Annotated in this window: 19 protein-coding genes; 1 reads left to right on the top strand and 18 read right to left on the bottom strand. The window is 60.4% G+C overall.

What is annotated here, in order from left to right; translation table 11 throughout:
* Window positions 1-205: 205 nt before the first annotated feature.
* The 14 genes from yycI to B8V81_RS00560 all read right to left on the bottom strand — a co-directional run bounded on the left by yycI (window position 206) and on the right by B8V81_RS00560 (window position 16,989).
* The gene (gene yycI / locus B8V81_RS00625; RefSeq protein WP_146000425.1) at window positions 206-1,099 is read right to left on the bottom strand and encodes a two-component system regulatory protein YycI; all 894 of its coding nucleotides are present in this window, start codon (window positions 1,097-1,099) and stop codon (window positions 206-208) included.
* On the bottom strand, window positions 1,086-2,612 hold the full coding sequence (locus B8V81_RS00620; RefSeq protein ID WP_101807389.1) for a YycH family regulatory protein: 1,527 nt from the start codon (window positions 2,610-2,612) through the stop codon (window positions 1,086-1,088). The genes yycI and B8V81_RS00620 overlap by 14 nt, the downstream gene beginning before the upstream one ends.
* Entirely contained in the window at window positions 2,609-4,441 is a 1,833-nt protein-coding gene (gene walK / locus B8V81_RS00615; protein WP_101807388.1) for a cell wall metabolism sensor histidine kinase WalK, read from the bottom strand. The genes B8V81_RS00620 and walK overlap by 4 nt, the downstream gene beginning before the upstream one ends.
* Entirely contained in the window at window positions 4,438-5,190 is a 753-nt protein-coding gene (gene yycF / locus B8V81_RS00610; RefSeq protein ID WP_101807387.1) for a response regulator YycF, read from the bottom strand. Before yycF ends, walK begins: the two co-directional genes overlap by 4 nt.
* 148 nt (window positions 5,191-5,338) lie before the next feature.
* Complete coding sequence (locus B8V81_RS00605) at window positions 5,339-6,721, bottom strand: M23 family metallopeptidase (protein WP_180968341.1); 1,383 nt, start codon at window positions 6,719-6,721, stop codon at window positions 5,339-5,341.
* A 470-nt stretch (window positions 6,722-7,191) separates the two neighbouring features.
* A complete protein-coding gene (locus tag B8V81_RS00600) occupies window positions 7,192-7,866 on the bottom strand; it encodes a hypothetical protein (protein WP_101807385.1) in 675 nt (224 codons plus the stop codon).
* Between the two features lie 135 nt (window positions 7,867-8,001).
* Window positions 8,002-9,288: an adenylosuccinate synthase gene (locus B8V81_RS00595; protein ID WP_101807679.1), complete on the bottom strand. Its 1,287-nt coding sequence runs from the start codon at window positions 9,286-9,288 to the stop codon at window positions 8,002-8,004.
* 410 nt (window positions 9,289-9,698) lie between these two features.
* A complete protein-coding gene (gene dnaB, locus B8V81_RS00590; protein ID WP_180968340.1) occupies window positions 9,699-11,054 on the bottom strand; it encodes a replicative DNA helicase in 1,356 nt (451 codons plus the stop codon).
* 19 nt (window positions 11,055-11,073) lie between these two features.
* Window positions 11,074-11,520: a 50S ribosomal protein L9 gene (gene rplI / locus B8V81_RS00585; protein ID WP_028598026.1), complete on the bottom strand. Its 447-nt coding sequence runs from the start codon at window positions 11,518-11,520 to the stop codon at window positions 11,074-11,076.
* Window positions 11,517-13,478: a DHH family phosphoesterase gene (locus B8V81_RS00580; protein ID WP_101807384.1), complete on the bottom strand. Its 1,962-nt coding sequence runs from the start codon at window positions 13,476-13,478 to the stop codon at window positions 11,517-11,519. Before B8V81_RS00580 ends, rplI begins: the two co-directional genes overlap by 4 nt.
* A 15-nt stretch (window positions 13,479-13,493) precedes the next feature.
* Entirely contained in the window at window positions 13,494-14,396 is a 903-nt protein-coding gene (locus B8V81_RS00575) for a DUF2232 domain-containing protein (protein ID WP_180968339.1), read from the bottom strand.
* A 179-nt stretch (window positions 14,397-14,575) separates the two neighbouring features.
* On the bottom strand, window positions 14,576-15,007 hold the full coding sequence (locus B8V81_RS00570; protein ID WP_028598023.1) for a CBS domain-containing protein: 432 nt from the start codon (window positions 15,005-15,007) through the stop codon (window positions 14,576-14,578).
* Window positions 15,008-15,040: 33 nt separating this feature from the next.
* Window positions 15,041-16,138 (bottom strand): LCP family protein, encoded by a 1,098-nt coding sequence (locus B8V81_RS00565; protein ID WP_084136792.1) that lies wholly within the window; start codon window positions 16,136-16,138, stop codon window positions 15,041-15,043.
* A gap of 89 nt (window positions 16,139-16,227) precedes the next feature.
* Window positions 16,228-16,989 carry a DUF1836 domain-containing protein gene (locus tag B8V81_RS00560; RefSeq protein WP_028598022.1) on the bottom strand — a complete coding sequence of 254 codons (762 nt, stop codon included), beginning with the start codon at window positions 16,987-16,989 and terminating at the stop codon, window positions 16,228-16,230.
* Window positions 16,990-17,227: 238 nt separating this feature from the next.
* On the opposite strand from B8V81_RS00560, the gene B8V81_RS00555 reads away from it, so the two are divergent.
* Window positions 17,228-18,595, top strand: a complete 1,368-nt coding sequence (locus B8V81_RS00555) for a hemolysin family protein (protein WP_052333045.1) — start codon at window positions 17,228-17,230, stop codon at window positions 18,593-18,595.
* Window positions 18,596-18,784: 189 nt separating this feature from the next.
* Here B8V81_RS00555 and rpsR read toward each other — a convergent pair whose 3' ends face one another.
* The 4 genes from rpsR to B8V81_RS00535 all read right to left on the bottom strand — a co-directional run bounded on the left by rpsR (window position 18,785) and on the right by B8V81_RS00535 (window position 22,478).
* Window positions 18,785-19,063, bottom strand: coding sequence for a 30S ribosomal protein S18 (gene rpsR, locus B8V81_RS00550; RefSeq protein WP_028598020.1), 279 nt, complete (start codon window positions 19,061-19,063; stop codon window positions 18,785-18,787).
* Window positions 19,064-20,349: 1,286 nt separating this feature from the next.
* Entirely contained in the window at window positions 20,350-20,697 is a 348-nt protein-coding gene (locus B8V81_RS00545) for a hypothetical protein (RefSeq protein WP_028406244.1), read from the bottom strand.
* 105 nt (window positions 20,698-20,802) lie between these two features.
* A complete protein-coding gene (locus B8V81_RS00540; RefSeq protein ID WP_054943631.1) occupies window positions 20,803-21,240 on the bottom strand; it encodes an Hsp20/alpha crystallin family protein in 438 nt (145 codons plus the stop codon).
* Window positions 21,241-21,434: 194 nt separating this feature from the next.
* Window positions 21,435-22,478, bottom strand: a complete 1,044-nt coding sequence (locus B8V81_RS00535) for an ATP-binding protein (RefSeq protein WP_101807382.1) — start codon at window positions 22,476-22,478, stop codon at window positions 21,435-21,437.
* Between the last annotated feature and the right edge of the window lie 41 nt (window positions 22,479-22,519).

Raw genomic sequence — 22,519 nt, 5'->3', positions numbered from 1 at the left:
GGAAAAGGAGATCAGGGAATCTGGGCTTCAGCGGAATCGGAAAGAGGTTCCGTCACTGCAGCGGGCCTCGCGCACGCGTCACACGTTCCGTCTCCGCAGCGAGCCTCGCGCATCGCGTCTCAGGTTCCGTCTCCGCAGCGGGCCTCGCCGCATCGCGTCACAAGTTCCGTCTCCGCAGCGAACCTCGCACGCGTCCCAGGTTCCCCTACTCTCCCGCAGGCGAAGGCTCCGGCTTGTCGATCAGCACTTCTCCGCTGGAGGCCTGCAGATAGATCGAGCTGCCGTCCTCCATCAGGATGCGCCAGGACGGCGTCGACACCTGCGTCTCCGAATCGAACCGCTGGCCTTCCTTGTAGCCGAGGCGAATCTCCTTGATCGCGGCACCGTCCGGCATGTACTTCTCGACGACCTCCGACCGGATCGCGCGCGAAGCCGGCAGCACCGGCTGCGGCCGCATGCCCTCGTCGGCCGGCAGCATCTCGATCCGGTCCTGGCGGTAGCCGGTGATGCGCTGGTCGCTGTAGTACAGCTCCAGACGCACGTTGAACATGGGCCGGCCGTCCTCCATCCGGTACAGCACGAACTTGCGGTCGTCGAGCCCCAGCGTGTCCAGCTCGTACCGGTCCAGCTCCGGAATGACGCCGCCCAGCGCCTTGAGCCGCTCCTCCCGCTGGAAGACGACGCGGCTGTCCACCGGCGTCTCCAGCGGCGTGATGCCTTCTCCGGCTCCATCCGGCTCCGCGCCGGCATCTTCCGGCTCGTCCGCATTCCCGCTGTCGTTCCTTCCGGCGCCGCTTGCCGCACCGCCGCCGGCCGCGGCTGACCCTCCGTCCTCCGGATCCGCGTCAGCCGACGGCATTCCTGCCCGTCCGACATAGCGGTACGTCAGGTCATGCAGCTCCGGCGTCTCCTTCGGGATGACGCCCGAGAACGCGACGCGCTTCGCCTTCAGCGCCGCCAGCGTCTCCGGCGACAGCTCGGCCGAGTTGCTGCTCGGCTGCACGCGCTCCCGCACGTCCCCCCACAGCTGGTAGCCGAGCAGCAGGTTGAGGAGCAGGAACGCCAGGATCAATACGCTCTTCGCTCTACCCCAATCCACGGGCCGTTCCTCCTTCCTCTTCGCGCGAAGCTCCGACGCCTTGCGGCGGCGTCGGGGAAGGCGTCGCGCCGGCCTCGCCGCTGTCCGTGCCGAGCGCCGACAGGTTCTCCCGAGGCACGGCAGAGCCGTCGAAGCCCTCCTCGAGCGGCCCCGCCAGCGCTTCCTCCGTGCCGTCCGCAAGGCGCACCGCCCAGACCGGCAGGAAGCGCAGCTGGCCGTCCTCGGCCGGCTCCGCCTTGACCGCCGGGTACAGCGCCTCGATCTCGGAGCGGCGGGAGTATGCCGCGAGCGCCTGGTCGAGGCGCTGCCCGCCCGGCAGCCAGCGCGCCGACTTCTGGGCCGGCGACGGGCCGAGCGTGATGAGCGAGCGCTCGTAGGTCGTGACCGAGCCCTGCTGCACCGTCAGCCGGATGAAGCCGAAGCGGAAGTCCGCCGAAGGGACGACCGGCAGCACGCGATTTTCGCCGAAGCGGAAATATTGCCGGAACAGCAGCGCATGCTGCTCCTCTGCCGCTCCTTGCCCGGACGGGCCCCCCGGCCCGGATGCCGCTCCCGAGGCGGCGTCCGCTCCGCCGAGCGAGACGAGCTGATGAAGGCCGTCCCAGCCGCCATGCTGATTGACGAACTGCATCGCGCTGCTCATGCTGCCGGCCGGATTGCTGCGCGCCTGCCCGCTGCCGTTCAGCGGAGCGGCCGGGTCGGTGTAGCTGATCCACTGGCCGTTCTGCTCGACCTGGAGCGCCCTTTTCCCGTCCGTGTATACCTGGGAGCCGTCCCGGTCCTTGATCATGCGCGTCGTGCCGGGATCGAAGAACAGGTTGCGCTGCAAAAGATCGGCCGAATACGACTGGTAGCCGGTCCGCGCCTGCGCCGCCTCGACCGGCTGCCGGGGCACGTACAGGCCGTAGGCGTCCGGCTCGTACGGCGTCCAGTATTCGCCGAGGCCGACATCGTCCTCGACGTCACGCACGGTCAGGTCGGCCTGGGTCGCCTCGTAGACGACGCCTCCAGCCGCGCTGAAGAAGAAGGTGCGCACCTCCTCGGTGCTGCTGCTGCGGAAGATCCAGATGCGGTCGACCGTGTCGCCGAGGAAGCTTTCGTCGCCGCTGTCGAGCTGCAGCATCCGCGACAGCAGCGTCACCGGCAGGCCGCTGCCGAGCCGCAGCTCGAGGCCGAGGTTGTTGTCGCGGATCTCGCTCCAGCGCACGACCGTATCGGCCATCCGCTGGAAGCCGCGGAACTCCCGCCCCTTGAGCTTGCTCATGATGAGGTTGTAGAACGGCAGGTCGCCGGGATTGAGCACCGTATGGCTGCCGTTGCCGAAATGCAGGATGAGCTGCTCGGGGAACAGCGTCTCCTCGGTCTTGCCCTCCGGCCCCATCTGCTCGGTGCTGACGTAGTTCTGCGCGGTGCGCACGGCCGCGCCCGGCGTGCTGTAGGCGAGCATGTAGCTCTGCACGAGGCTGAGGGCGACGAGGGATGCGAGCGCGATCGTCTTGAGCCGTTCCTTCATGTCGCCTGCTCCCCCTTCTGCTGCGGCTGCGGCAGGATGAACGTCACCGTCGTGCCTACGTCCAGCTCGGATTCCAGCGTGATCGTGCCGCCATGCGCCTTGATCATTTCCCGGGCAATCGAAAGGCCGAGGCCGGTGCCGCCCATCTCGCGCGAGCGGGCCTTGTCCACTCGATAAAAGCGGTCGAAGATGCGGGCGAGGTCGCGCTTCGGAATGCCGATGCCGGAGTCCTTGACGCTGACGGCCAGCGCCCCGCTCTCCTCCAGCCGGGCCGACAGCTCGATGCGGCCGCCCTCGAGCGTGTACTTGATCGCGTTGGACATGAGGTTGTCCAGCACCTGGTCGATCTGGTCGCGGTCGAGCACGGCCTTGCCGACGCGCCGGTCGACCAGGACGATGGCGCGGATGCCTTTCTTGCGCATCTGCACCGAGAACCGGTCCGCCACCTCGTCGAGCATCTCGGCGATGTCGGTGTCGCGGCGGCGCAGCGTCGACTGCTGGGAGTCGAGCCGCGACAGATGCAGCAGGTCGGTGACGAGGCGGATCATCCGCTCCGTCTCGTTGCGGATGACGCCGACGAAGCGCTCTGCCAGCTGGGGCTCCGCGAGCGCCCCGTCGCCGAGCGCCTCCGCGTAGCTGCGGATCGTCGTCAGCGGCGTGCGCAGCTCATGCGAGACGTTGGCGACGAACTCGCGCCGCGACTGGTCGAGCTTCTCCTGCTCGGTAATGTCCTGCAGCAGCGCGATCGTGCCGGTGATGCCCCGGTCGCGGCGGTGGATCGGGCTGAGCGTGACGCGCATCACCCAGCGCTCCTCGCCGTCCGGCGATTCCTTGACGAGCACGGCGGCGAGGCCGCGCGAGGCGCGCAGCGCCTCGAGCCGCTCCTGCGGCAGCTCCAGCACGTCGGTCAGCGGGCTGCCCTCGCATTCGTCGACGCCGAGCAGCTCCAGCGCGCGCCGGTTGGAGACCATCACCGTGCCGCGCTCGTCGGCGGCGATGACGCCGTCGCTCATGTTGGAGAGGACCGACTGCAGCTTCTCGTTCTCCTCCTCGTTGACCGACAGCGCCTCGCGCAGCCGCTGCGTCATCTCGTTGAACGCCTCGCTCAGCCGTCCGATCTCGTCGTCGGCCAGCACCGGCACCTGCTGGTCGAAGCGTCCCTCGGCGACCGCCTCCGCCTGGCGGGTGAGCCCTTTGATCGGGCTCGTGATCGTATGCGCGAGCACGATGCCGAGCACGCCGGTCAGGCCGAGCGCGATCAGCGTGCCGGAGACGAAGATCTGGTTGACCCGGTCGACCGTCGCGTTGACCTCGGTCATGCCGGCGACGATGTAGACGGCTCCGATGACGCGGTTGTCCGGCGATTGGATCGGCTGGGTGATGATCTTCTTGCGCACGTTGTCCTCGTCGAGGATGTCCTGCTCGTTGTCCGGGATGCCCTGCAGCGCCTGGCTGACCATGAGCGACGTGTTCTTCTTGCCGATGTAGGCGCTGTAGGCGTCCGAGGTCGCCAGCACGCGGCCGCTCGCGTCGAGCACCTGGAGCTCCGCGCCGGTGCGGCTGAACAGGCTGTTCACGTAGTCGGACAGCGAGATCGCGCCTTCCTCGGCGTCGCCGCCGGCGAGCGAGCCCTCGGACAGCTTGTCCGCGGCGAGCACCGCGAGCGCGCGCGCCTGGTCGTTGAGGCTGTTCGTGAACGTGTCGGTGAGCGAGCTTTTGACCGTGCTGACGAAATAGACCGCGATCAGCTGGATCGAGATCAGGATGAGGAGCATGTAGATCGCGATCAGCTTGACCTGGATCGTGCTGAACCAGCGCCTGCCCTTCATCCGCCGCCCAGTCCTCCCTGCTTCGGATTGCGCATCAGATAGCCGAGGCCGCGCCGCGTCAGGATGTACTCCGGACGGCTCGGATCATCCTCGATCTTCTCCCGGAGGCGGCGGATCGTCACGTCGACCGTGCGCACGTCGCCGAAGTACTCGAAGCCCCATACCGCCTGCAGCAGATGCTCGCGGGTCATCACCTTGCCGCTGTGGCGGGCCAGGTAGTAGACGAGCTCGTACTCGCGATGCGTCAGGTCGAGCGGCTGCTCGTCCTTGTAGACGACGTACATGTCCGTATCGATGAACAGGTTGAACAGCTTCAGCCCCTGCTTCTCCGGCTCCGCCTCGGCCGCGCCTTGCGCCGCGCCGGCGGCCAGCGCCTCCCGCGTCTTCTGCGTGCGGCGCAGATGCGCCTTCACGCGCGCCAGCAGCTCCCGCGTGCCGAACGGCTTCGTCACGTAGTCGTCCGCGCCGAGCTCCAGGCCGAGCACCTTGTCGATCTCGGTATCCTTGGCCGTCAGCATGATGATCGGCGTCTGCAGCCGGGTCCGCACCTCGCGGCAGACGTCCATGCCGTCCTTGACCGGCAGCATGAGGTCGAGCAGGATCAGATCCGGCTCCTCCTCGAAGGCCGCCCTCACCGCTTCCCCGCCGTCGAAGGCGCAGATGACCTCATAGCCTTCCTTCTCCAGGTTGAACTTCAGTATATCCGCGATCGGCCGCTCGTCGTCGACCACGAGAATCTTGCCCTGCATCCGCGTCCGCTCCCTTCCTCGCTGCAGCCCCTGCTCCCTGCCTGCGGAGCGCCGCTTCTTTCTCCCTAGTTTACCACAGCCGGCAGGCGCGCGAAAAAGCGCGGCCTCGGAAGGCCGCGCTCGCGGATTAGGAAGAGATGATTGCCGATTAGAGGTATTTCAATGGATTCTGCAAAGAGCCGTTCTTGTAGATCTCGAAGTGCAGATGCGTGCCGGTCGAACGTCCCGTATTGCCCATGACGCCGAGCTTCTCGCCCCTCTCGAGCGTGTCGCCGACGCGGACCGAGATGCTGCGGAGATGGCCGTAGAGCGTCTTGTAGCCGTTGCGGTGGTTGACGATGACGACGTTGCCGTAGCCGCTCTTCGTGCCGGCGAATTCCACGACGCCCTCGTCGGCCGCCTTGATCGTGCTCGCGCCGACCAGGTCGATGCCCTTGTGCAGCCGGCCCCAGCGGGTGCCGTACGTGCTGGTGATACGCGCGCCGGATACCGGATAGCTGAACGTGCCGCTGCCTTCGCCGACGACCTTGGTGCCGCGCACGATGATCTTCGGCACCGACTTCGCGATGACGTCGATGCTGACGAGATCCTCGCTCATCTTGTAGCCGTTCTGCTTGACGACGGAGTAGGTGAGCCGCTTGGAGCCCGCCTGGCCTTCCTGGATGACCTTGGACTCGCCTTTTTTCAGCGTCGCCTTGTTCTGGATGATCACCTGCGGCTCGGTCGTGATGACCTCCGACTGGCTCTCCGTCGTCACGACGTTGATGGCCGGCTTCTGCACGGTCAGGTCGAGGACGTCGCCCGCCTTGATGAGGTCGTCCTGGATCGACGGGTTGTTCTTGTAAATGACTTCGGGCGAGATGTCGAACTTGGCCGCGATGCAGCCGACGCAGTCGCCGGCCTGCACGGTGTATTTCGCATCGGTTTCCGTGCCGCCGCTCAGCAGCCGCAGCAGCTGCTCCTGGCCGAGCACCTCGGACGGGTCGATCTCGGCGCTGCCGACCTCGACCTTCTCGGCGAACTTGACGCCGCTGATGCGGTTCACCGGAGCCGCCGGCGCCTTGGCCGCGGTGGACAGCGCCGTCACCTGCGGCTGGGCGCTCTTCATGCGGGACGGCGGAGCGTACTTGTCCTGCAGCTGCTTGAGCACGGCCTGGGCCGTCTCCTCGTTCTTCACGACGCCGATGACCTTGCCGCCGACGACCACCTCCGTGCCGACCGCGGTCGACGTGAAGGAGGAAGCCAGCTTGTCCAGCGCCGCCTGCGTCTCGGGCGCGCCTTTGTACTCCCGGACCTCTTCGTACGAAATGGCGCCGGCATGCAGCTTCATCTCCAGATTCGGGTACGTCTCCTTGAGCTTGGCCGTCTCGCTCCGGAGGAGCTCGTCGACCTGGGCCGGATCTTCGACGGTGCCGACGGCCTGTCCGTCGAGCAGCACCTTATAGTAACTGAACGTATGGGCGTTGATATAGTGCTTCGTTCCGATCGTCGCCGCGACAGCCAACGCTGCGATCGCGACTGCGGCGATCAAGAGGATTCGGATCCAGCGCCGCCGCGAAGGCGGGTTCGGGAAGGATGGATTCGAGGGGTGCTCGTTAGGCTTAAAAGCAATCATCTTCAAGGTATGCTCCTTCTGTCGTATGCTCGCTGCTTCGGCTTCGTTCCCCATGCTTTCGCTTCCGGCAGACGCCGTCGGCAAAAAAACGACGAATCCTCCCCGGAGGAAGAATTCGTTTCTAACTTTACCATAGCCCGTTTTGCCCGTTCAACCGCTTCTCGGCCGGTGCGGATTAAACTTTTATCAGAATTAAACGACAGGATGCGACAAGCGGCCCTGCCGCAACTGGGCACCGAGCCGCTTTCCCGATGCGGAAATGTTTTTCAGGACCTTGGTTCGCCAGAGGCCGGTCTTCGCCCGGAGGCCAAGCAAGCTAAAAACGCCTCCGGAGGGAGGCGTTTCAGGCCATATATGATTCGGTATTGCGAAGCATTACCTGAAGCCTACATGTTTTGCGGCTGCTCTTTCCAGGAAGGACGAGCCTCGGCCTCAGGCAGCTCTCCCGCAGAGGGCGCCGGGCTCGCGCCGGACGCCGAGGGATCGGCGTCTTCGGTCCCGCCTTCGCCCGGGCCGCTCAAGCCGGTCCCTTCCGAAGCGCCGCCGCCTCCGTCAGCCGGATGCGCTCCTTGCTCGTCCTCGCGGCTCTGCCCGTCCGACGATGGCGGCCCGCTTGATTCCGGAGCTCCGGACGCATCCGGACGCCATGCCGGATCCGTCGATTCGGCCTCCGTGGCCGGATCCAGCGGATCCGTCGAATCGCCGCCTGCTGCCGGATTCCAAGCTTCCCCGCCGGCGCTTCCGGGCGCAGGGGATGCCTCGGCGGCCGGCTCTGGCTCGAGCGTCGGCGTCGGTGCCGACGATGGCTGCGGCGAAGGCTCCGAAGCGTCGGTCGGCGCCAGAGCCGGCACGCCCGCCTCTGGCCGTTCCGCTCCCCACAGCGTTCCCCATACTCCGCTCATCGACAGCGGCTGCATCTGCAGCGGTATGTGGAACTGCTTCAGCAGCACCTCCACGTAGCTGGTCACGATATAGCCCGTCGTCCAGATCGACAGCACGCTTACGAGCAGCGCGCCTGCCGCCAGCTTACCGAGCCAGGCGGCCGTCTTCTTCATGTTCATGGGCAGGAGTCCTCCTTCCTTGCCTAGCTGATCTCTCTATCAGTATGGGCAAGGGCGAAGCGCCGCATTCTCTCTCTCTTCCAAAACAAAAGAGCCGCCGCTTCCGGAAGGAAGCAGCGGCTCGGCCGAAGCGGCCTATTCGTAGATCGGACGGACCGGATTCGTCTGCTCGCGGTTGCGGCCGACGGAGAAGATCGCGATCGGGATGCCCGTCAGCTCGGAGACGCGCTCGACGTAGCGGCGCGTATTGGCCGGCAGGTCGTCCAGCGTCTTGGCACCGGAGATATCCTCGCTCCAGCCCGGAAGCTCCTCATAGACGGCCTCGCATTCGGAGAGCAGCTTGAGGCTGGCCGGATAGTGCTCGATGATCTCGCCGCGCAGCTTGTAGCCGGTGCAGATCTTGACCGTCTCGAGGCCGGTCATGACGTCGAGCGAGTTGAGCGACAGTCCGGTGATGCCGCTGACGCGGCGGGCATGGCGGACGACGACCGTGTCGAACCAGCCGACGCGGCGCGGACGCCCCGTCACCGTGCCGTATTCGTGGCCGGTCTCGCGGATCTGGTCGCCGATGGCGTCATGCAGCTCGGTCGGAAACGGACCGTCGCCGACGCGCGTCGTGTAGGCTTTGGCGACGCCGATGACCTGCTGGATCTTGGACGGGCCGACGCCCGAGCCGATGCACACGCCGCCTGCGGTCGGGTTGGACGACGTGACGTACGGATAGGTGCCTTGGTCGATGTCGAGCATGACCCCTTGCGCTCCCTCGAACAGCACCCGCTTGCCGGCGTCGATCGCGTCGTTCAGGACGACCGAGGTGTCCGTCACGTACGGCCGCAAGCGCTCCGCATGCTGGAGGTACTCGGCGAGGATGTCGTCGGCGTTCAGCGTCTCGCCGCTGTATACCTGCTGGATGACATGGTTCTTCTCGGCGACGAGGCGTCGCAGCTTGCCCTCGAACTCCTCGGCGTCCATCAGGTCGGCGATGCGGATGCCGTTGCGCGCGGCCTTGTCCATGTAGCAAGGACCGATGCCCTTGCGCGTCGTGCCGATCTTGTTGTCGCCCTTGCTGTCTTCCTCCAGCCCGTCGAGCACGAGGTGGTAGGGCAGGATGACATGCGCCCGGTCGCTGATTTTCAGGTTTTCCGTCGAGAAGCCGTTCTCGTGGATATAGTCGATTTCGTCGAGCAGGGCAGCCGGATTGATGACCATCCCGTTGCCGATGACGCACGTTTTATTATGATTGAAAATGCCGGATGGAATCATCGTCAGCTTGTATTTCTTGTTGTCGATGAGAATGGTGTGACCGGCGTTGTTACCGCCTTGATAACGGGCGACGACTTCCGCTCCGTCGGCCAGATAGTCGGTAATCTTGCCTTTTCCTTCGTCTCCCCACTGCGTGCCGACAACTACAACCGTAGACATGATCATACCTCCGCTTTGCTTGCTTGGAATTTGCTGCTTTAGCGTTCTCATCCGCCCGGAATGCCATACGGCGCTGTGACACGTTACCAGGCGCAAGTAAGGAGGCAGCCCGAAAGCAGCAAACCCAGTGTATCAGCCCTGCCATGGCATGTCAACTAAAAAAGCGAACAATCCTAATTAGAGGCGACTGATTGTTCGGAAAATAGACGATTGCCGCGCGTCCCGCAACGCCTGCGGCAAGAGAAGCGGAAAAACCGGCCGGGTCCGAAGGACCGGCCGGTCGATGATGCGGGTTCATGAGTTCGGCTGATCGAACTCACGAGCCTATGATGCCGGTTCATGAGTTCGGCTGATCGAACTCACGAGCCTATGATGCGGGTTCATGAGTTCGACTGATCGAACTCCCGAGCCTATGATGCGGGCTCGTGAGTTCGATCCAAGCTGACAAACTTATTGAAATTCTTGAGGAAAGCGAGCTCCACCGTGCCGACAGGACCGTTACGCTGCTTGGCGATGATGATCTCGATGATGTTCTTCTTCTCGGTTTCCTTGTCGTAGTAGTCGTCCCGGTACAGGAACGCGACGATGTCGGCATCCTGCTCGATCGAGCCGGATTCGCGAAGGTCGCTCATCATCGGCCGCTTGTCCTGGCGCTGCTCGACGCCCCGGCTCAGCTGCGACAGCGCGATGACCGGCACCTCGAGCTCGCGCGCGATCTGCTTGAGCGTACGCGAGATTTCGGAAACCTCCTGCTGCCGGTTCTCGCCGGCCTTGCCGCGGCCCTGGATGAGCTGCAGGTAATCGATCAGGATCATGCCGAGGTTGCGTTCCTTCTTGAGCCGCCGGCATTTGGCGCGGATGTCGCTGACCGTGATGCCGGGGGTGTCGTCGATATAGATCTCCGCCTCCGACAGGGCGCCGATCGCCATCGTCAGCTTTTCCCAGTCGTCGCCTTCCAGGAAGCCTGTCCGCATGCGGCCGGCATCGACGTTGGACTCCGCGCACACCATACGCTGCACGAGCTGGGCGGCGCTCATCTCAAGGGAGAAGATCGCGACCGTCTCGCGGGCGCGGACGCCGACGTTCTGGGCGATGTTGAGCGCGAACGCCGTCTTGCCGACGGAAGGCCGCGCGGCCACGATGATGAGGTCGCTGCGCTGGAAGCCGCTCGTCATCTTGTCGAGATCGACGAAGCCCGACGGAATTCCCGTCGATCCGCCTTTGTTCGTATAAAGGAACTCGACGCGCTCGAACACTTCCATCAGCACGTCGCGGATGGAGACGAAGCCGCTGCTGGAGCGCCGGTTGGCGATCTCCATGATGCGCTGCTCCGCCTCGCTGAGCATGAGGCCGATGTCGTCCGCCGCGCCGTAGCCGTCGGAGACGATCGTCGTCGCCGTGCGGATCAGGCGCCGCAGCATCGACTTCTCCTCGACGATCTGGGCGTAGTGCTCCACGTTGGCCGCCGTCGGCACGACGCTCGCCAGCTTGGCCAGGTAGCTGACGCCGCCGACCTCCTCCAGCTGCGAACGGTCGCTCAGATAGGCGGTGAGCGTCACGAGGTCGATCGGCTGATTGTTCTCGCCAAGCTCGATCATCGCCTCGAAGACGAGCTGATGCGAGCTCAGGTAGAAGTCCTCGGGGCGGACTTTTTCCATCGCCGTGATCAGCGCTTCGGCCTGCAGCAGGACGGCGCCCAGCACGGCCTGCTCGGCTTCGAGATTTTGAGGGGGGACCCGGTCGAACATCAAGCCGTCTTGACTCATCCCGCCTGCGCCTCCGTTCTCATTCTTCGGCCGCCTGGACCTTCAGCTTGCCCTTAACCTGCGGGTGCAGCTTGACGTCCAGATTCGTGAAGCCGAGCGAGCGGATCGGCTCCGGCAGCTCGAGCTTGCGCTTGTCGAGCTTGATGCCCTCCTGCTTCTCCAGCGCCTCGGCGATCTGCTTGGTCGTGATCGCGCCGAACAGCCGGCCCCCTTCGCCGGCCTTCGTCCGGACGACGACGGTGACCTGCTCCAGCTTGGCGGCCAGCGCCTCGGCGTCGGCCTTCTCCTGAGCCTTGCGCTTCTCCTCCGACGCCTTCTGCATCTCCAGCGTCTTGATGTTGCCTGCTTCCGCCGGTTTTACGAGGCCTTTCGGCAGCAGGAAGTTGCGGACGTACCCTTCCGATACTTCCTTGACCTCGCCGCGTTTGCCCTGTCCCTTTACATCCTGCAAAAAGATGACCTTCATTCGAACAACCCCTCTTCCTCATGAATTTGCTGCAGCACGCGCTTCAGCTTCTCTTCGACATCCTGGACGCTGCCCTCCTGCTGGCAGGCGGCGTTGGTCAGATGGCCGCCTCCGCCCATGCGCTCCATGACGACCTGCACGTTCATCTGGCCCAGCGAGCGGGCGCTGATGCCGACGAGGCCGTCCTGGCGCTCGCCGATGACGAACGACGCGTAGATGCCCGTCATGTTGAGCAGCGTATCGGCCGACTGCGCGATCAGCAGCTGCGAGTAGCGCTTGCCCGGCTCCGTCACCGCCAGCGCGACATGGCCGTACAGCACTTCGGCATGCTTGATGATGTCGGCTTTCTTGAGATATTCCTCCAGATCCTCCTTGAGCATCCGCTGCACCATCGCGGTGTCCGCTCCGTTGCGCCTCAAGAACGAGGCCGCTTCGAACGTGCGCGCGCCGGTCCGCAGCGCGAAGCTCTTCGTGTCGACGGTGATGCCCGCGAGCAGCACCGTCGCCTCGCGGATGTCGAGCACGAGGCGGTCATGGATATATTGGAGCAGCTCCGTCACGAGCTCGCATGCCGACGAGGCGTACGGCTCCATGTAGACGAGCACCGCGTGGCTGATGAACTCCTCGCCCCGGCGGTGATGGTCGACGACGACGACCCGACCGGTCTGGCTGAGAATCCGGGGCTCCTTGAGCATCGAAGCCTTGTGCGTGTCGACGACGACGACGAGCGTGCGGCCGTCGACGAGCGCGAGGCTCTGCTCCGGCGAGATGAAGCGGCGGTACAGCCGCTCGTCCTCCTTGATCATCTCCATCATCTTCTGGATCGCGGGATTGATTCCCTCGAGCACGATGTACGCTTCCTTGCCGAGATGGGACGCCATCTTGGCCACGCCGACGGCGGCTCCGATCGCATCCATGTCCGGCATCTTGTGCCCGACGATGACGACCTTCTCGCTCTCGCGGATCATGTCCCGCAGCGCATGCGCGACGACGCGCGCCCGCACCCGCGTCCGCTTCTCGACGGCGTTGGACTTGCCGCCGTAGAAGCTGGTCCGCTCGCCGACCTTGACCGCCGCCTGATCGCCGCCGCGGCCAAGCGCCATGTCGAGGCTGACCTGCGCCCACTGGCCGAGCTCCTGGATGCTGGACGCCCCGGCCGCGAAGCCGATGCTCAGCGTCATCGGAATCTTGAGGTCGCCGGTCATCTCCCGCACTTCGTCGAGGATGATGAACTTGGACAGCTCAAGCTGGCGCAGCGCCTGCTGGTCGGTGATGAGCAGGAACCGGTCGGAGTTGAGCCGCTTGAGATACAGGTTCTCGCGCTGCGACCATTCCGTAATCTCGGACGTGACGCGGGAGAGCAGCGTCGTACGCTGCTGATCGTCCATCGACTGGGTCACCTCGTCGAGGTTGTCGATGAAGACGATGCCGAGCGCCGGCTTCTCTTCCTCGTACTGCTTGGAGAGCTGCCACATCTCCGTGATGTCGCGCACGTACAGCAGCTTCTCCGCCGGACGATAGAGCAGCTCGTAGATGTCGGCTCCGATCGCGATCTCCATCTTGCCGGACCGGTCCTTGGCCTGGGCAAGCGTCGGGAACAGCTCCATCAGCGGCACGCCGATGACCGATTCCTGCTCCATCATCTTCGCTACGAACGGATTGTGCCATTCCACGACGCGCTCATCATTGAATAGGATAATGCCCAAAGGCAGCTCGTGGATGACCTCGCTTCCGACTTTCTTGATGCGGTAGGACATCGTCCCGAGGTAGTTCTTGAACTCGCGGCGGAACGCCCTCTCCGCCAGGTAGGTGTAGAAGCCGCATCCGGCCGCCAGCACCATCCCCGCGATGCCCAAAGGCAGGTTGTAGGCCATCAGCGCCGCGGCGATCAGGACGAGGACGGCCGCCCACGCGATCCCGTGCATGCCATGCCAGCGCTTGAGAAGATTCCTAGGCATAATTCACGCCCCTGTTCAAGGTTTCTGGAACGACTTGCGGATCGGAAACGCCGCGTCCAGCACGCCGATCAGGCTGAGGGGCGGGAACAGCAGCACGATGAATCCGATGAAGATCGGCACGCCCTTCGGCCAGCGCTTCTGATGCGCCAGGTAGAAGAAGAAGCCGATCGCCTGGACGGTGAAGACGAACCGCAGCAGCGGAACGAGATTCGCCACCGCCGTCGTCAGAAACGAGCTGTCTCCGGCCGGAAGGAGCAGCTGGAGCAGCAGCACGATGAGGTAGTACGTCACGAGGATGCGCGGCACCCGCCAATCGCGGGCGGGCGGCATGCCTGCCGGCTGCAGGCCGTAGGCCCGCAGCGCGATCCTCGATCCGTACTGGGCGACCGCCGTCAGCAGGAAGGCCGACAGCAGCAGCGCCTGCGGAATGACCTGCACCGTCGACTCGACGAGCTGGTCGACCATGTCGGCCGTCCACAGGTCCTTCATGACGCCTTCGCTGGCGACCCGGTTCGCTGCCGACCGCAGCTGGTCCTGCAGCGCGCCGATGACCGACAGGTCCAGCACGAGATCGAACAGCACCAGCTCGAGCAGCACGATCGCGACCAGGCTGACGAGCACGGCCGTCATCCGAGAGCGGACGGGCTTGCCGGTACGGTAATAATGGCCCATGACGATGGAGGGCACGAGGAAGAACAGGCCGACGATCAGCGGAGCCGGTCCGGCCGCGAGATAGACGATCAGCCACACCGGAATCAAATGGGCGGCGAACATGCGCTTGGAAAGCGTCGTGTAGAGCACGACATATGGAACCATCAGCAAGGCGATGGTCAGAACGTTCAGCAGCGGCACTCCGATCGAAAGCAGCAGCAAGAGAGCGGCGACGCTCCAGAGGATGGATTTCCCATCGGTTTTCAAAAGCCCGTTCACCTCAAATCTGCGATTCCTCTTGGCCCGACCTAGGCATGGCCGGCCAGAAGCTTTACCACCCATTATACCACAAATCCAAGGCCGGCAAGCGAGCGGAAGGCGCCTTGGACGGCGCTGCCGAAACGAAAAAAACCGGTTTTCCGCCGATGCGGAAATCCGGTTCTGCGCTATTCCTTTACGGCGGCCGTCTCTTCCTTGCCCCGGAAAAGGCCCTTGGCGCAATAATCGATGATGTCGCTCCGGCGGACGATGCCGATGAACCGGTTCATGTCGTCCACGACCGGCACGAAGTTCTGCATCTTGGCCAGCGAGATCAGGTCCTCCATGTTGGCGTCGATGCGCACCGGCTTCAGCCGCACGCGCATCGGCACCTCGGAGAGGCTGACGCGATGCGTCTGCTCGAAGCTGAGGTTCTCGTTCTTCATGAACCAGAGCAGATCGCCCTCGGTGACGGTAGCCGCGTAGCCGCCCTTGTCGTCGAGGATCGGCACCGCCGTGTAGCGATGATGCTCCATCTTCTCCAGCGTCTGCCGCAGCGTCGCTTCCTGCGTCAGCGTGATGACTTCCGCTTTGGGAAGAAGGAAAAACGCAATGTTCATCTTGGCCTGCACTCCATTCTCTAGCGGGAAAGCTTACTCGTCCGCGCCGGCCGAGGCCGTGGACACTTCCCGATCTTTGCCGCTGCCCGCGACATCCTGCTTATCCGCAGCCGACGCTCCGGTTCCAGTCAGCTCCGCCAGCGATTTGGCCGGATTCATCCAATCCTCGATGAGCGTCTTGCTCTTGGCGACATCCTCTTCGTCGGCAAAGTAATACCAGGCGCCGTTGCTGGCGAGCTTTCCGCCCTCGCCTTTGAGCGTATGCGTATAGATGGAGCGGTTTTTGCCCTGCATCATCGCCTTGGCCATCTCGATCATCTCGCTCGGAGGAATGTCCGTGGCGAAGTTCTCGCCCATGATGCCGACGTACTCCGGAATTTTGGACCAGGAGGACATGCTCGACGCTTCGTCCATGATCGACTCGACGAACGTCTGCTGGCGCTCCGTGCGGCTGACGTCGCCGCCCGCGTCCTCGCGGTAGCGGACGAAGTTGAGCGCGTCCTGGCCCATGTATTTGTCCTGTCCGGCCTTGATCGTGAACTTCTCATGGCCGGGATCCTTGTTGACGATATCCTCCTCGATCGGCAGGGAGATGCCTCCCATGGCGTCGATCAGGTTCTTGAATCCATTGAAGTTGACGGCCGCATAATAATCGACCTCGCTGCCCAGCAGGTTCTCCACCGTATCGATGGCCATCTTGGCTCCGCCGAAGGCGTAGGCATGGTTGATCTTGTCCTCGCGGTCCCTGCCGACGAGCTCCGCATACGTATCCCGCGGGATCGACACCATGAGGATCGCGCCTTCCTTCGGCCGGATGACGGTGTACATGATCGTGTCCGAACGTCCCTGCTCCGCGTCGCGGGCGTCCACGCCCAGCAGCAGCACCGAGTATGGATCGGCCTGCGTATACTTGATCTGCTCGGCCGCCGGCGGCTTCGGCTTGCTGTCGACGGTCGGCTTGTAGGATTTCTCAAGCTGCTTCTCCACGTCCTTCGCGAGGAAAAGATCAAAGCCCCACAGCGCCAGCGTCGTGCGGTTATAATATCCCGCCGCTCCGAGTACGAGCAGCAGCGCCAGGACGGATGCCGTCCATGTCCATGCCTTCCGGGCGCGCGATTTTTTTGGCTTCATCGGAAAAAGTTCCTTTCTATCGGTCGAATAGATTCATTTAGTTTAGCCTAAGTGTAGACGAGTATCCTTAAAAAATAGTTACAAGAAGATTAATGCAGGAAGAGCGTCGCATTGCAGTACCGCCGGGTGAGCGCATGGAAATACGCGGCCTGCACCGAAAAGACGGCGATCAGCAGCATATTTTCCAGCGTGACGCGCTCCAGCTCGCTCAGCCGCTCGAGGCCGTCGAGATAGGCCTTGGCGGCATCCCGGACCCGAGTCTCCAGCGGAGCCGCCCCGTAGCCGGTCAGAGCGGGCCCGCTGTCGAGGATCTGGTCTCCGTCGGCGTCCATATCCTCAAAAATCGAGGAATAGGCCAGATAGAATTCCAGCGCCCCGAGCAGCGGCCGGCACCGGCCGTCCTCGCCGCAGCCGAAAAGACGTTCGAACAGCTGGCGGATCGACTCGAAATCGAGGCTCGCCTTGAGATCGTCGATGATATAAAGCAGCGCCGCCTGCTCGAGCGAGTATTTTTTTCCGGCCTTGGGCGACTCGAAGAACGGCTTGAAATCCCGCTTCACCCAATTCTGCATGGCCGTGATCGACAAGGACGAATATTCGACCCTTGCGCCGAGCGTCGCCGCCTCCTGCAGCGAGACGCCCTTGATGCCCTGCCCCTTGATCAGCTTCTCCAGCACCGCCGGCCAATCCGTCGAGAGGAAAGCCGGCAGCGCCTTGCCGGAATCCACCTGATCGCGATGCTCCTTGCGCCATGCGTCCTGAACGATCTGGATCGGGCTCTCCGCCCGGCGTCCGCAGAGCGAGAGCAGCAGCTCCGCCATCTGGCGCCGAGTCAGCATAAAGGCTTCCATGCCGTTTTCCTCCTTCCGTTCCAGGGTATCAAGTTCATATGAACCTATCATAAGTCCCCCTCATGCGGCTGTAAAGACTGGCATGAAGGAGAAAAACGCCGATTGAGCCGCTCTCTTCGGCTCCCACAGCCTTATACCGTCAGCCAAAGGCTTTGAAACAGTTGATGGACAGGCGATAGGTTCGTTATACTGGTTCAAAAGAACTCATTTCATAGGTAAAGGATGTCGATGATTTAGAATGGACAGTATAGGCTTGAATTTGGCTTTGGTCGCACTGCTGATTTTTCTGACCGCCTTTTTCGTGGCGACGGAGTTCGCCATCATCCGGATACGGCCGAGCCGCGTGAATCAGCTCGTCGTCGAAGGACGCAAAGGCTCGTTGGCCGTGCAGAAAGTAACGAGCAACCTGGACGGATACCTTTCCGCCTGCCAGCTCGGGATCACCATCACCGCTCTCGGACTCGGCTGGCTCGGCGAGCCGACGATGGAGAAGCTGCTGCATCCCATCTTTCACCAATTCCATCTGAACGACAGCCTGGCCGGACTTCTGTCCTTTCTGATCGCGTTTCTGGTCGTCACGTACTTGCACGTCGTCGTCGGCGAGCTCGCGCCAAAGTCGTGGGCCATCCAGAAAGCCGAATTCATCAGCTTCCTCGTGGCGAAGCCGATCATCTGGTTCCACCGCATCCTTTATCCGTTCATCTGGCTGCTCAACGGCTCCGCCAACGCCCTCATCCGCCTGTTCGGCCTGCGCGCCGTCAGCGAGCATGAGAACGCGCACTCCGAGGAAGAGATCCAGATCATCCTCAGCGAGAGCCTGCAGAGCGGCAAGATCAACAATACCGAGTATGGCTACGTGAGCCGCATCTTCGCCTTCGACGAGATGGTCGCCCGCGAGATCATGGTTCCCCGCACCGACATGGTGTGCCTGTACACGAACCACAGCCGCGAGGAGAACCTGGCGGTCATCCAAAAGGAGCAATATACCCGCTTCCCGGTCGCCACCGAGAGCAAGGACAATATTGTCGGCATGATCAACACGAAGCAGCTCTTCCTGACGTATCAGGAGGACAAGGAGTTCAACTTCAAGGATCTGATCCATCCCGTCGTGTCTGTGCCGGAGAGCATTCCGGTCAAGCAGCTGCTCAAGCGCATGCAGCTCGAGCGCGTCCATATCGCCATTTTGGTGGACGAGTACGGCGGCACGTCCGGCTTGATCACGATCGAGGATATCCTCGAGGAGATCGTCGGCGAGATCCGTGACGAGTTCGACGAGGACGAGCGCCGCGAGATCGAGAAGCTTGAGGAGAACTGCTACCTGCTCGACGGCAAGGTCTCGCTCGACGAGCTGGGCCAGCTGTCGGGACACAACTTCGACAACGAGGATACCGATACCGTCGGCGGCTGGCTGTACACCCGCCTGCAGTCGCCCAAGGTCGGCGTGCAGCATGATTATGAGAACCTCACGTTCATCATCCGCGAGGCGACCAAAAACCGCATCCGCAAGATCGAGCTCATCATCCATACCGAGGACGAGATCTCCTCGGCGGAAGCCCAGGCCGCGCAGGCTCAAGCCGAGCTGAACGGAGAGCCTTCCTCCTCTTGATCCCCTATGCACGATTCTCTCCGCCACCTGCCGCAGGGCAGGTGGTTTTTTGCGCCCTCGTCGTCATGTTCATGCTTCGCCTGCACCCAAACGCAAAAAAGCAGCCCTCCCGGAAGTGGAAGAGCTGCTTGCTCGGAACGAGGCCCGCATCGCCGTCGAGGACGACGGATGCCGGTTCGTCTTGACGGCCTAGTTGTCCGTCGTATATGGCAGCAGGGCTACTTGGCGGGAGCGTTTGATCGCAACCGTCAGAGCACGCTGAAATTTCGCGCTTGTGCCCGTCACACGACGTGGCAGAATTTTGCCGCGCTCGCTGATGAACTTGCGAAGCAGATCCGTGTCCTTGTAATCAATATGCTTGATTTTGTTCACGGTGAAGTAGCAGACTTTACGGCGCTTGTTGCGGCCGCCTTTGCGGAACTTGCGCTCTGGGCGCTCGCCGCCGTCTTCTCTTTGCTTGAATCCCATGGTCTATCCGTCCTTTCCTTTAAAACGGCAATATTGAAGAACGTACACTGTGTAATTCCCCGATACCCCTTGTTCTAATTGAGTTTTTATTGATTACACACACGTCGCTGTGTAAATCGTGAATTCACTTTTCTTAAATTACCACAAATACATCTAAAAATCAAATGTTTAATCGGGCCACGTTCCGCCTCGATAATTGTACGTACTTATACAACCTCCTCGGTGTATATACTAATGGTGGGGTACAGTCCCCTCCTTGCATTTAGAGCAAATAGGCTACCACGATTGTTAGTTATGGTAGTCTATTTGTCTCTCCAGAACTAAACAGGCAGAAATTTAAACGTTCCCAGACGAAAGATGTATATGTAATTTTTGTACTAAGCCCTCGTTGTCCTGTTATTTTTCATACTATACGCTAACTTTCCGTAGACGGTTTCCTGTTTTTCATCCTCTCCTTCAGCGATACTTTAATGCGATAAAAGCTGTCGGCGCCAGCGCCTTGGTAGCCTGTACGAGAAGTGATACAGCGACTCTAATGGTATCCTTCGCATATGCGGGTGGCGGCATCGGTTAGTTCGTCGTCGGTATGAGCGGCCGACAGAGAAAAGTGGACTGCGCGCCGTCCCGGCGGGCAAGCCGGTTATCAATCATACCACGCCCTGGCCAAAGAAGGCTTTGAACACGTCGCAAAAAATACGAATTAGCCGCGAGATGAAGGACGAAGTGTACAATCTGCTTTTTCCTAGCACCAAAATCCCTAATCAGATAGGCGAAAAAAATCCCCCGCCTATGAAGGCAGGATCCTCATTCAATTTACTCTGGACATTTGGAAAAATTCGCTGAACCATATCGCTAAATTCTTCGAAAAATCCGCTAAACGGGTCTTCCTTGCTCAACATCCCTCACGTATCGGTTCACGTGTTCCACAAAATCGGGGTTCGTGGTACATACACATTTTTAATGGTCAGATCCTCGCCTCTTGCTGGGCAATTCGGCATGGTTCAACAATTCAAGTTTCACGGGAGTGAAATTCCTTTTTGCAACCAGAAAAGCGATGGACAAATGTCCGCCGCTAAAAGCTTACCCTGTTTTCTTTGCAAATAGTCGCAAATGCCGCGCAAGAGGCAGCATGCCGAACGTGACTTGCACCTCTGCCTCGCCCAGCGCCTTCAGCATCCCGGGCAAACCAGCGCGCCTTGGCTTGGATGGTTTTGGGGTATACGCATCGTCAAGTGAAAAAACGACCGCCTTCTTTTTAAAGAATACGATCGTTTTCACTTGCTGTTTTATTGATATTGCCGTGGCTGCAAATTCTGATTCTGCCAGCTCTGAGCCGTTGGCCAGCCCGCACTCTGCAAGCCGGGTTGTTGTTGCGCTGTTTGTTGAAGCTGAGAACAAATTTGCATCGCCTGCTGCATCTGCTGTATGGCAGTTTGATGTCCTTGCAGAACAGATTGAATGGTTTGAACCGCTTGACGTTCTTTCTGGGCCAGCTGATCCAGTTGGGCGGCGTTTTGCTGCTCCTGTTGCAACATTTGCTGATACATGTTGCTCGATTGCTGGGTTTGCTGGATCAACTGTTGAATAATTTGCGCGCATTGGCTTGCTTGCTGTGAAAGGTTTTGTTGATACACGATTTTTGACCTCCTTCAATATGGTAGGACTTCATCCCCCAAAGCTTATTATGTGCAAGCGCCCATTTTTCATGTAACGCCTATATTGTGATCTCACAATTCATTTTAATGAAACTGCACATCAATTTGCCGTTGGGTATCGGCTTTTAATTTCGGCATGCGAACTTCAAGGACACCGTTGCGATACGTTGCTGTCGTTCCTTCCGTTTGAACGCGTGATGGCAAAGACACCGACCGTTGGAACCGTCCGACAAACCGTTCTTTGCGATGTATTTGTTCCTGTTTCACTTCATTCGCTTGCTTTATGGTCCCACTAATTGTAAGCATGTTTTCATCCACATCGATATGAAGGTCTTCTTTTTTATCCAAACCAGGGATTTCACAAGAAGCAATCACTTCATGTTCAGTCTCAAATACATCAATACGAGGGGTTGCAAATCCCAGACGCGCGCCGATTTCAGGAAAACCTTCGTTAAAAATTTTTTCCAAATCCCTTCTCCATAGATCGGTATTGCGAAACGAATCCCAAGGAATGAGCGGCATGTAATTTCCTCCATTGTCACATTATCTTTGTTTCAGCTTTGTTTTGTACTCTTCGGAAAATATTATTCTTTGCTACCCTGCATAGTTGATTGGAATATGCCTTTGGTCGGATACTCCCGGCAATAGCCCCCGAAAAGAATTTTTGAGGGTTTGTTGTGTAGCCATTGGCATTTACAGCAATGTTACCGACAATTTTAAGTTGTTCCCGTAAATGTCGGTAATTGAACGATAACATTTGTGCCGGTCTCCGAGCTTTCGAAATTCAAAGAGCCCCCCATTTTTTCGATCATAGCATGACTGAAACTAAGCCCAAATCCGATAGCGTCCGGTTTACTTGTAACAAACGGTAGGATGATTCGGGACTGCAGATCTTTTGGAATTCCTGCTCCTTGATCGCGAACAATGATGTGGATATAATTATCCGTAATGTTTATTCGGAGCGTTAAGACAGAACCTGGGGGACTTGCATCTAATGCGTTGTCAATGATTTCTTGCAGCGCCGCTCGCAGCAGCTTGGGGTCTCCTAACACAAAGCCGTTTCGCTCCGGATATTCCAAAGCGAAACGCACTTTTTTGTCTAGTGCTTGGATTTGTATACCGGGAACCCATTCCTGCATGAACGAAATGACGGAAACAGGAACAAATTTCAATTCGGAAGGCTTTCCAAAGAGCAAAAACCGCTGCAACGCTTTGTCGATCGTCTGAATTTGCTCATCGAGCAGCTTAAAGTATCCGGTCATTTTCTGATGAGGCAGAGATGCCGCAAATTGCAAAACGGAAACATGATCCTTCGAACTTTTTTCCAGAAGTTGAAGCGTCCCTTTGATTACCGCTAAAGGATTTAAAATGATATTGGCTGTGCCCGCCGCCATATGCCCAATCGTTTCCCTTCTTTCTTTCTCGCATTGAATTTGCACGTACTGTTGAAAATCTTGGATATCGGCCATTAGAACAAAACATTCCCCTTTTAACTGAGGGTATACATAGGCGATCATGGATCGCACTTTGCCATCTAACTTCTCTTGTACGAGTACTCCCGGGTAATTCTTTTTATCCTGCAATACTTGCCCCACGATCGCTTGTATTGCCGAGTGTGCAGGGAATTCTTCTTCGGGGGTTACTGAGTACCATGTGTTCATGGTTGTATTTAACCATAAAATTCTGGCTTCTGAATCAACGACAGCCAGTCCAATATCCATTTGATCGGAATTCATAAGGAACTCTACGATTTGCTTCATCTCTATTAACGTCCTCCATTTGCTTCCTCCATTAACTCCCT

This window comes from Paenibacillus pasadenensis, from assembly GCF_002864175.1.
GTDB lineage: Bacteria > Bacillota > Bacilli > Paenibacillales > Paenibacillaceae > Paenibacillus_O > Paenibacillus_O pasadenensis.
This window is presented reverse-complemented; position numbering and strand designations above follow the sequence as displayed.

What these genes read in the sequence shown, in the direction of transcription:
- B8V81_RS00620 (WP_101807389.1), bottom strand. Translation starts at nt 2,612, where the DNA reads ATGAAGGAACGGCTCAAGACGATCGCGCTCGCATCCCTCGTCGCCCTC.
- walK (WP_101807388.1), bottom strand. Translation starts at nt 4,441, where the DNA reads ATGAAGGGCAGGCGCTGGTTCAGCACGATCCAGGTCAAGCTGATCGCG.
- yycF (WP_101807387.1), bottom strand. Translation starts at nt 5,190, where the DNA reads ATGCAGGGCAAGATTCTCGTGGTCGACGACGAGCGGCCGATCGCGGAT.
- B8V81_RS00600 (WP_101807385.1), bottom strand. Translation starts at nt 7,866, where the DNA reads ATGAACATGAAGAAGACGGCCGCCTGGCTCGGTAAGCTGGCGGCAGGC.
- B8V81_RS00595 (WP_101807679.1), bottom strand. Translation starts at nt 9,288, where the DNA reads ATGTCTACGGTTGTAGTTGTCGGCACGCAGTGGGGAGACGAAGGAAAA.
- dnaB (WP_180968340.1), bottom strand. Translation starts at nt 11,054, where the DNA reads ATGAGTCAAGACGGCTTGATGTTCGACCGGGTCCCCCCTCAAAATCTC.
- rplI (WP_028598026.1), bottom strand. Translation starts at nt 11,520, where the DNA reads ATGAAGGTCATCTTTTTGCAGGATGTAAAGGGACAGGGCAAACGCGGC.
- B8V81_RS00580 (WP_101807384.1), bottom strand. Translation starts at nt 13,478, where the DNA reads ATGCCTAGGAATCTTCTCAAGCGCTGGCATGGCATGCACGGGATCGCG.
- B8V81_RS00570 (WP_028598023.1), bottom strand. Translation starts at nt 15,007, where the DNA reads ATGAACATTGCGTTTTTCCTTCTTCCCAAAGCGGAAGTCATCACGCTG.
- B8V81_RS00565 (WP_084136792.1), bottom strand. Translation starts at nt 16,138, where the DNA reads ATGAAGCCAAAAAAATCGCGCGCCCGGAAGGCATGGACATGGACGGCA.
- B8V81_RS00560 (WP_028598022.1), bottom strand. Translation starts at nt 16,989, where the DNA reads ATGGAAGCCTTTATGCTGACTCGGCGCCAGATGGCGGAGCTGCTGCTC.
- B8V81_RS00555 (WP_052333045.1), top strand. Translation starts at nt 17,228, where the DNA reads ATGGACAGTATAGGCTTGAATTTGGCTTTGGTCGCACTGCTGATTTTT.
- rpsR (WP_028598020.1), bottom strand. Translation starts at nt 19,063, where the DNA reads ATGGGATTCAAGCAAAGAGAAGACGGCGGCGAGCGCCCAGAGCGCAAG.
- B8V81_RS00540 (WP_054943631.1), bottom strand. Translation starts at nt 21,240, where the DNA reads ATGCCGCTCATTCCTTGGGATTCGTTTCGCAATACCGATCTATGGAGA.
- B8V81_RS00535 (WP_101807382.1), bottom strand. Translation starts at nt 22,478, where the DNA reads ATGAAGCAAATCGTAGAGTTCCTTATGAATTCCGATCAAATGGATATT.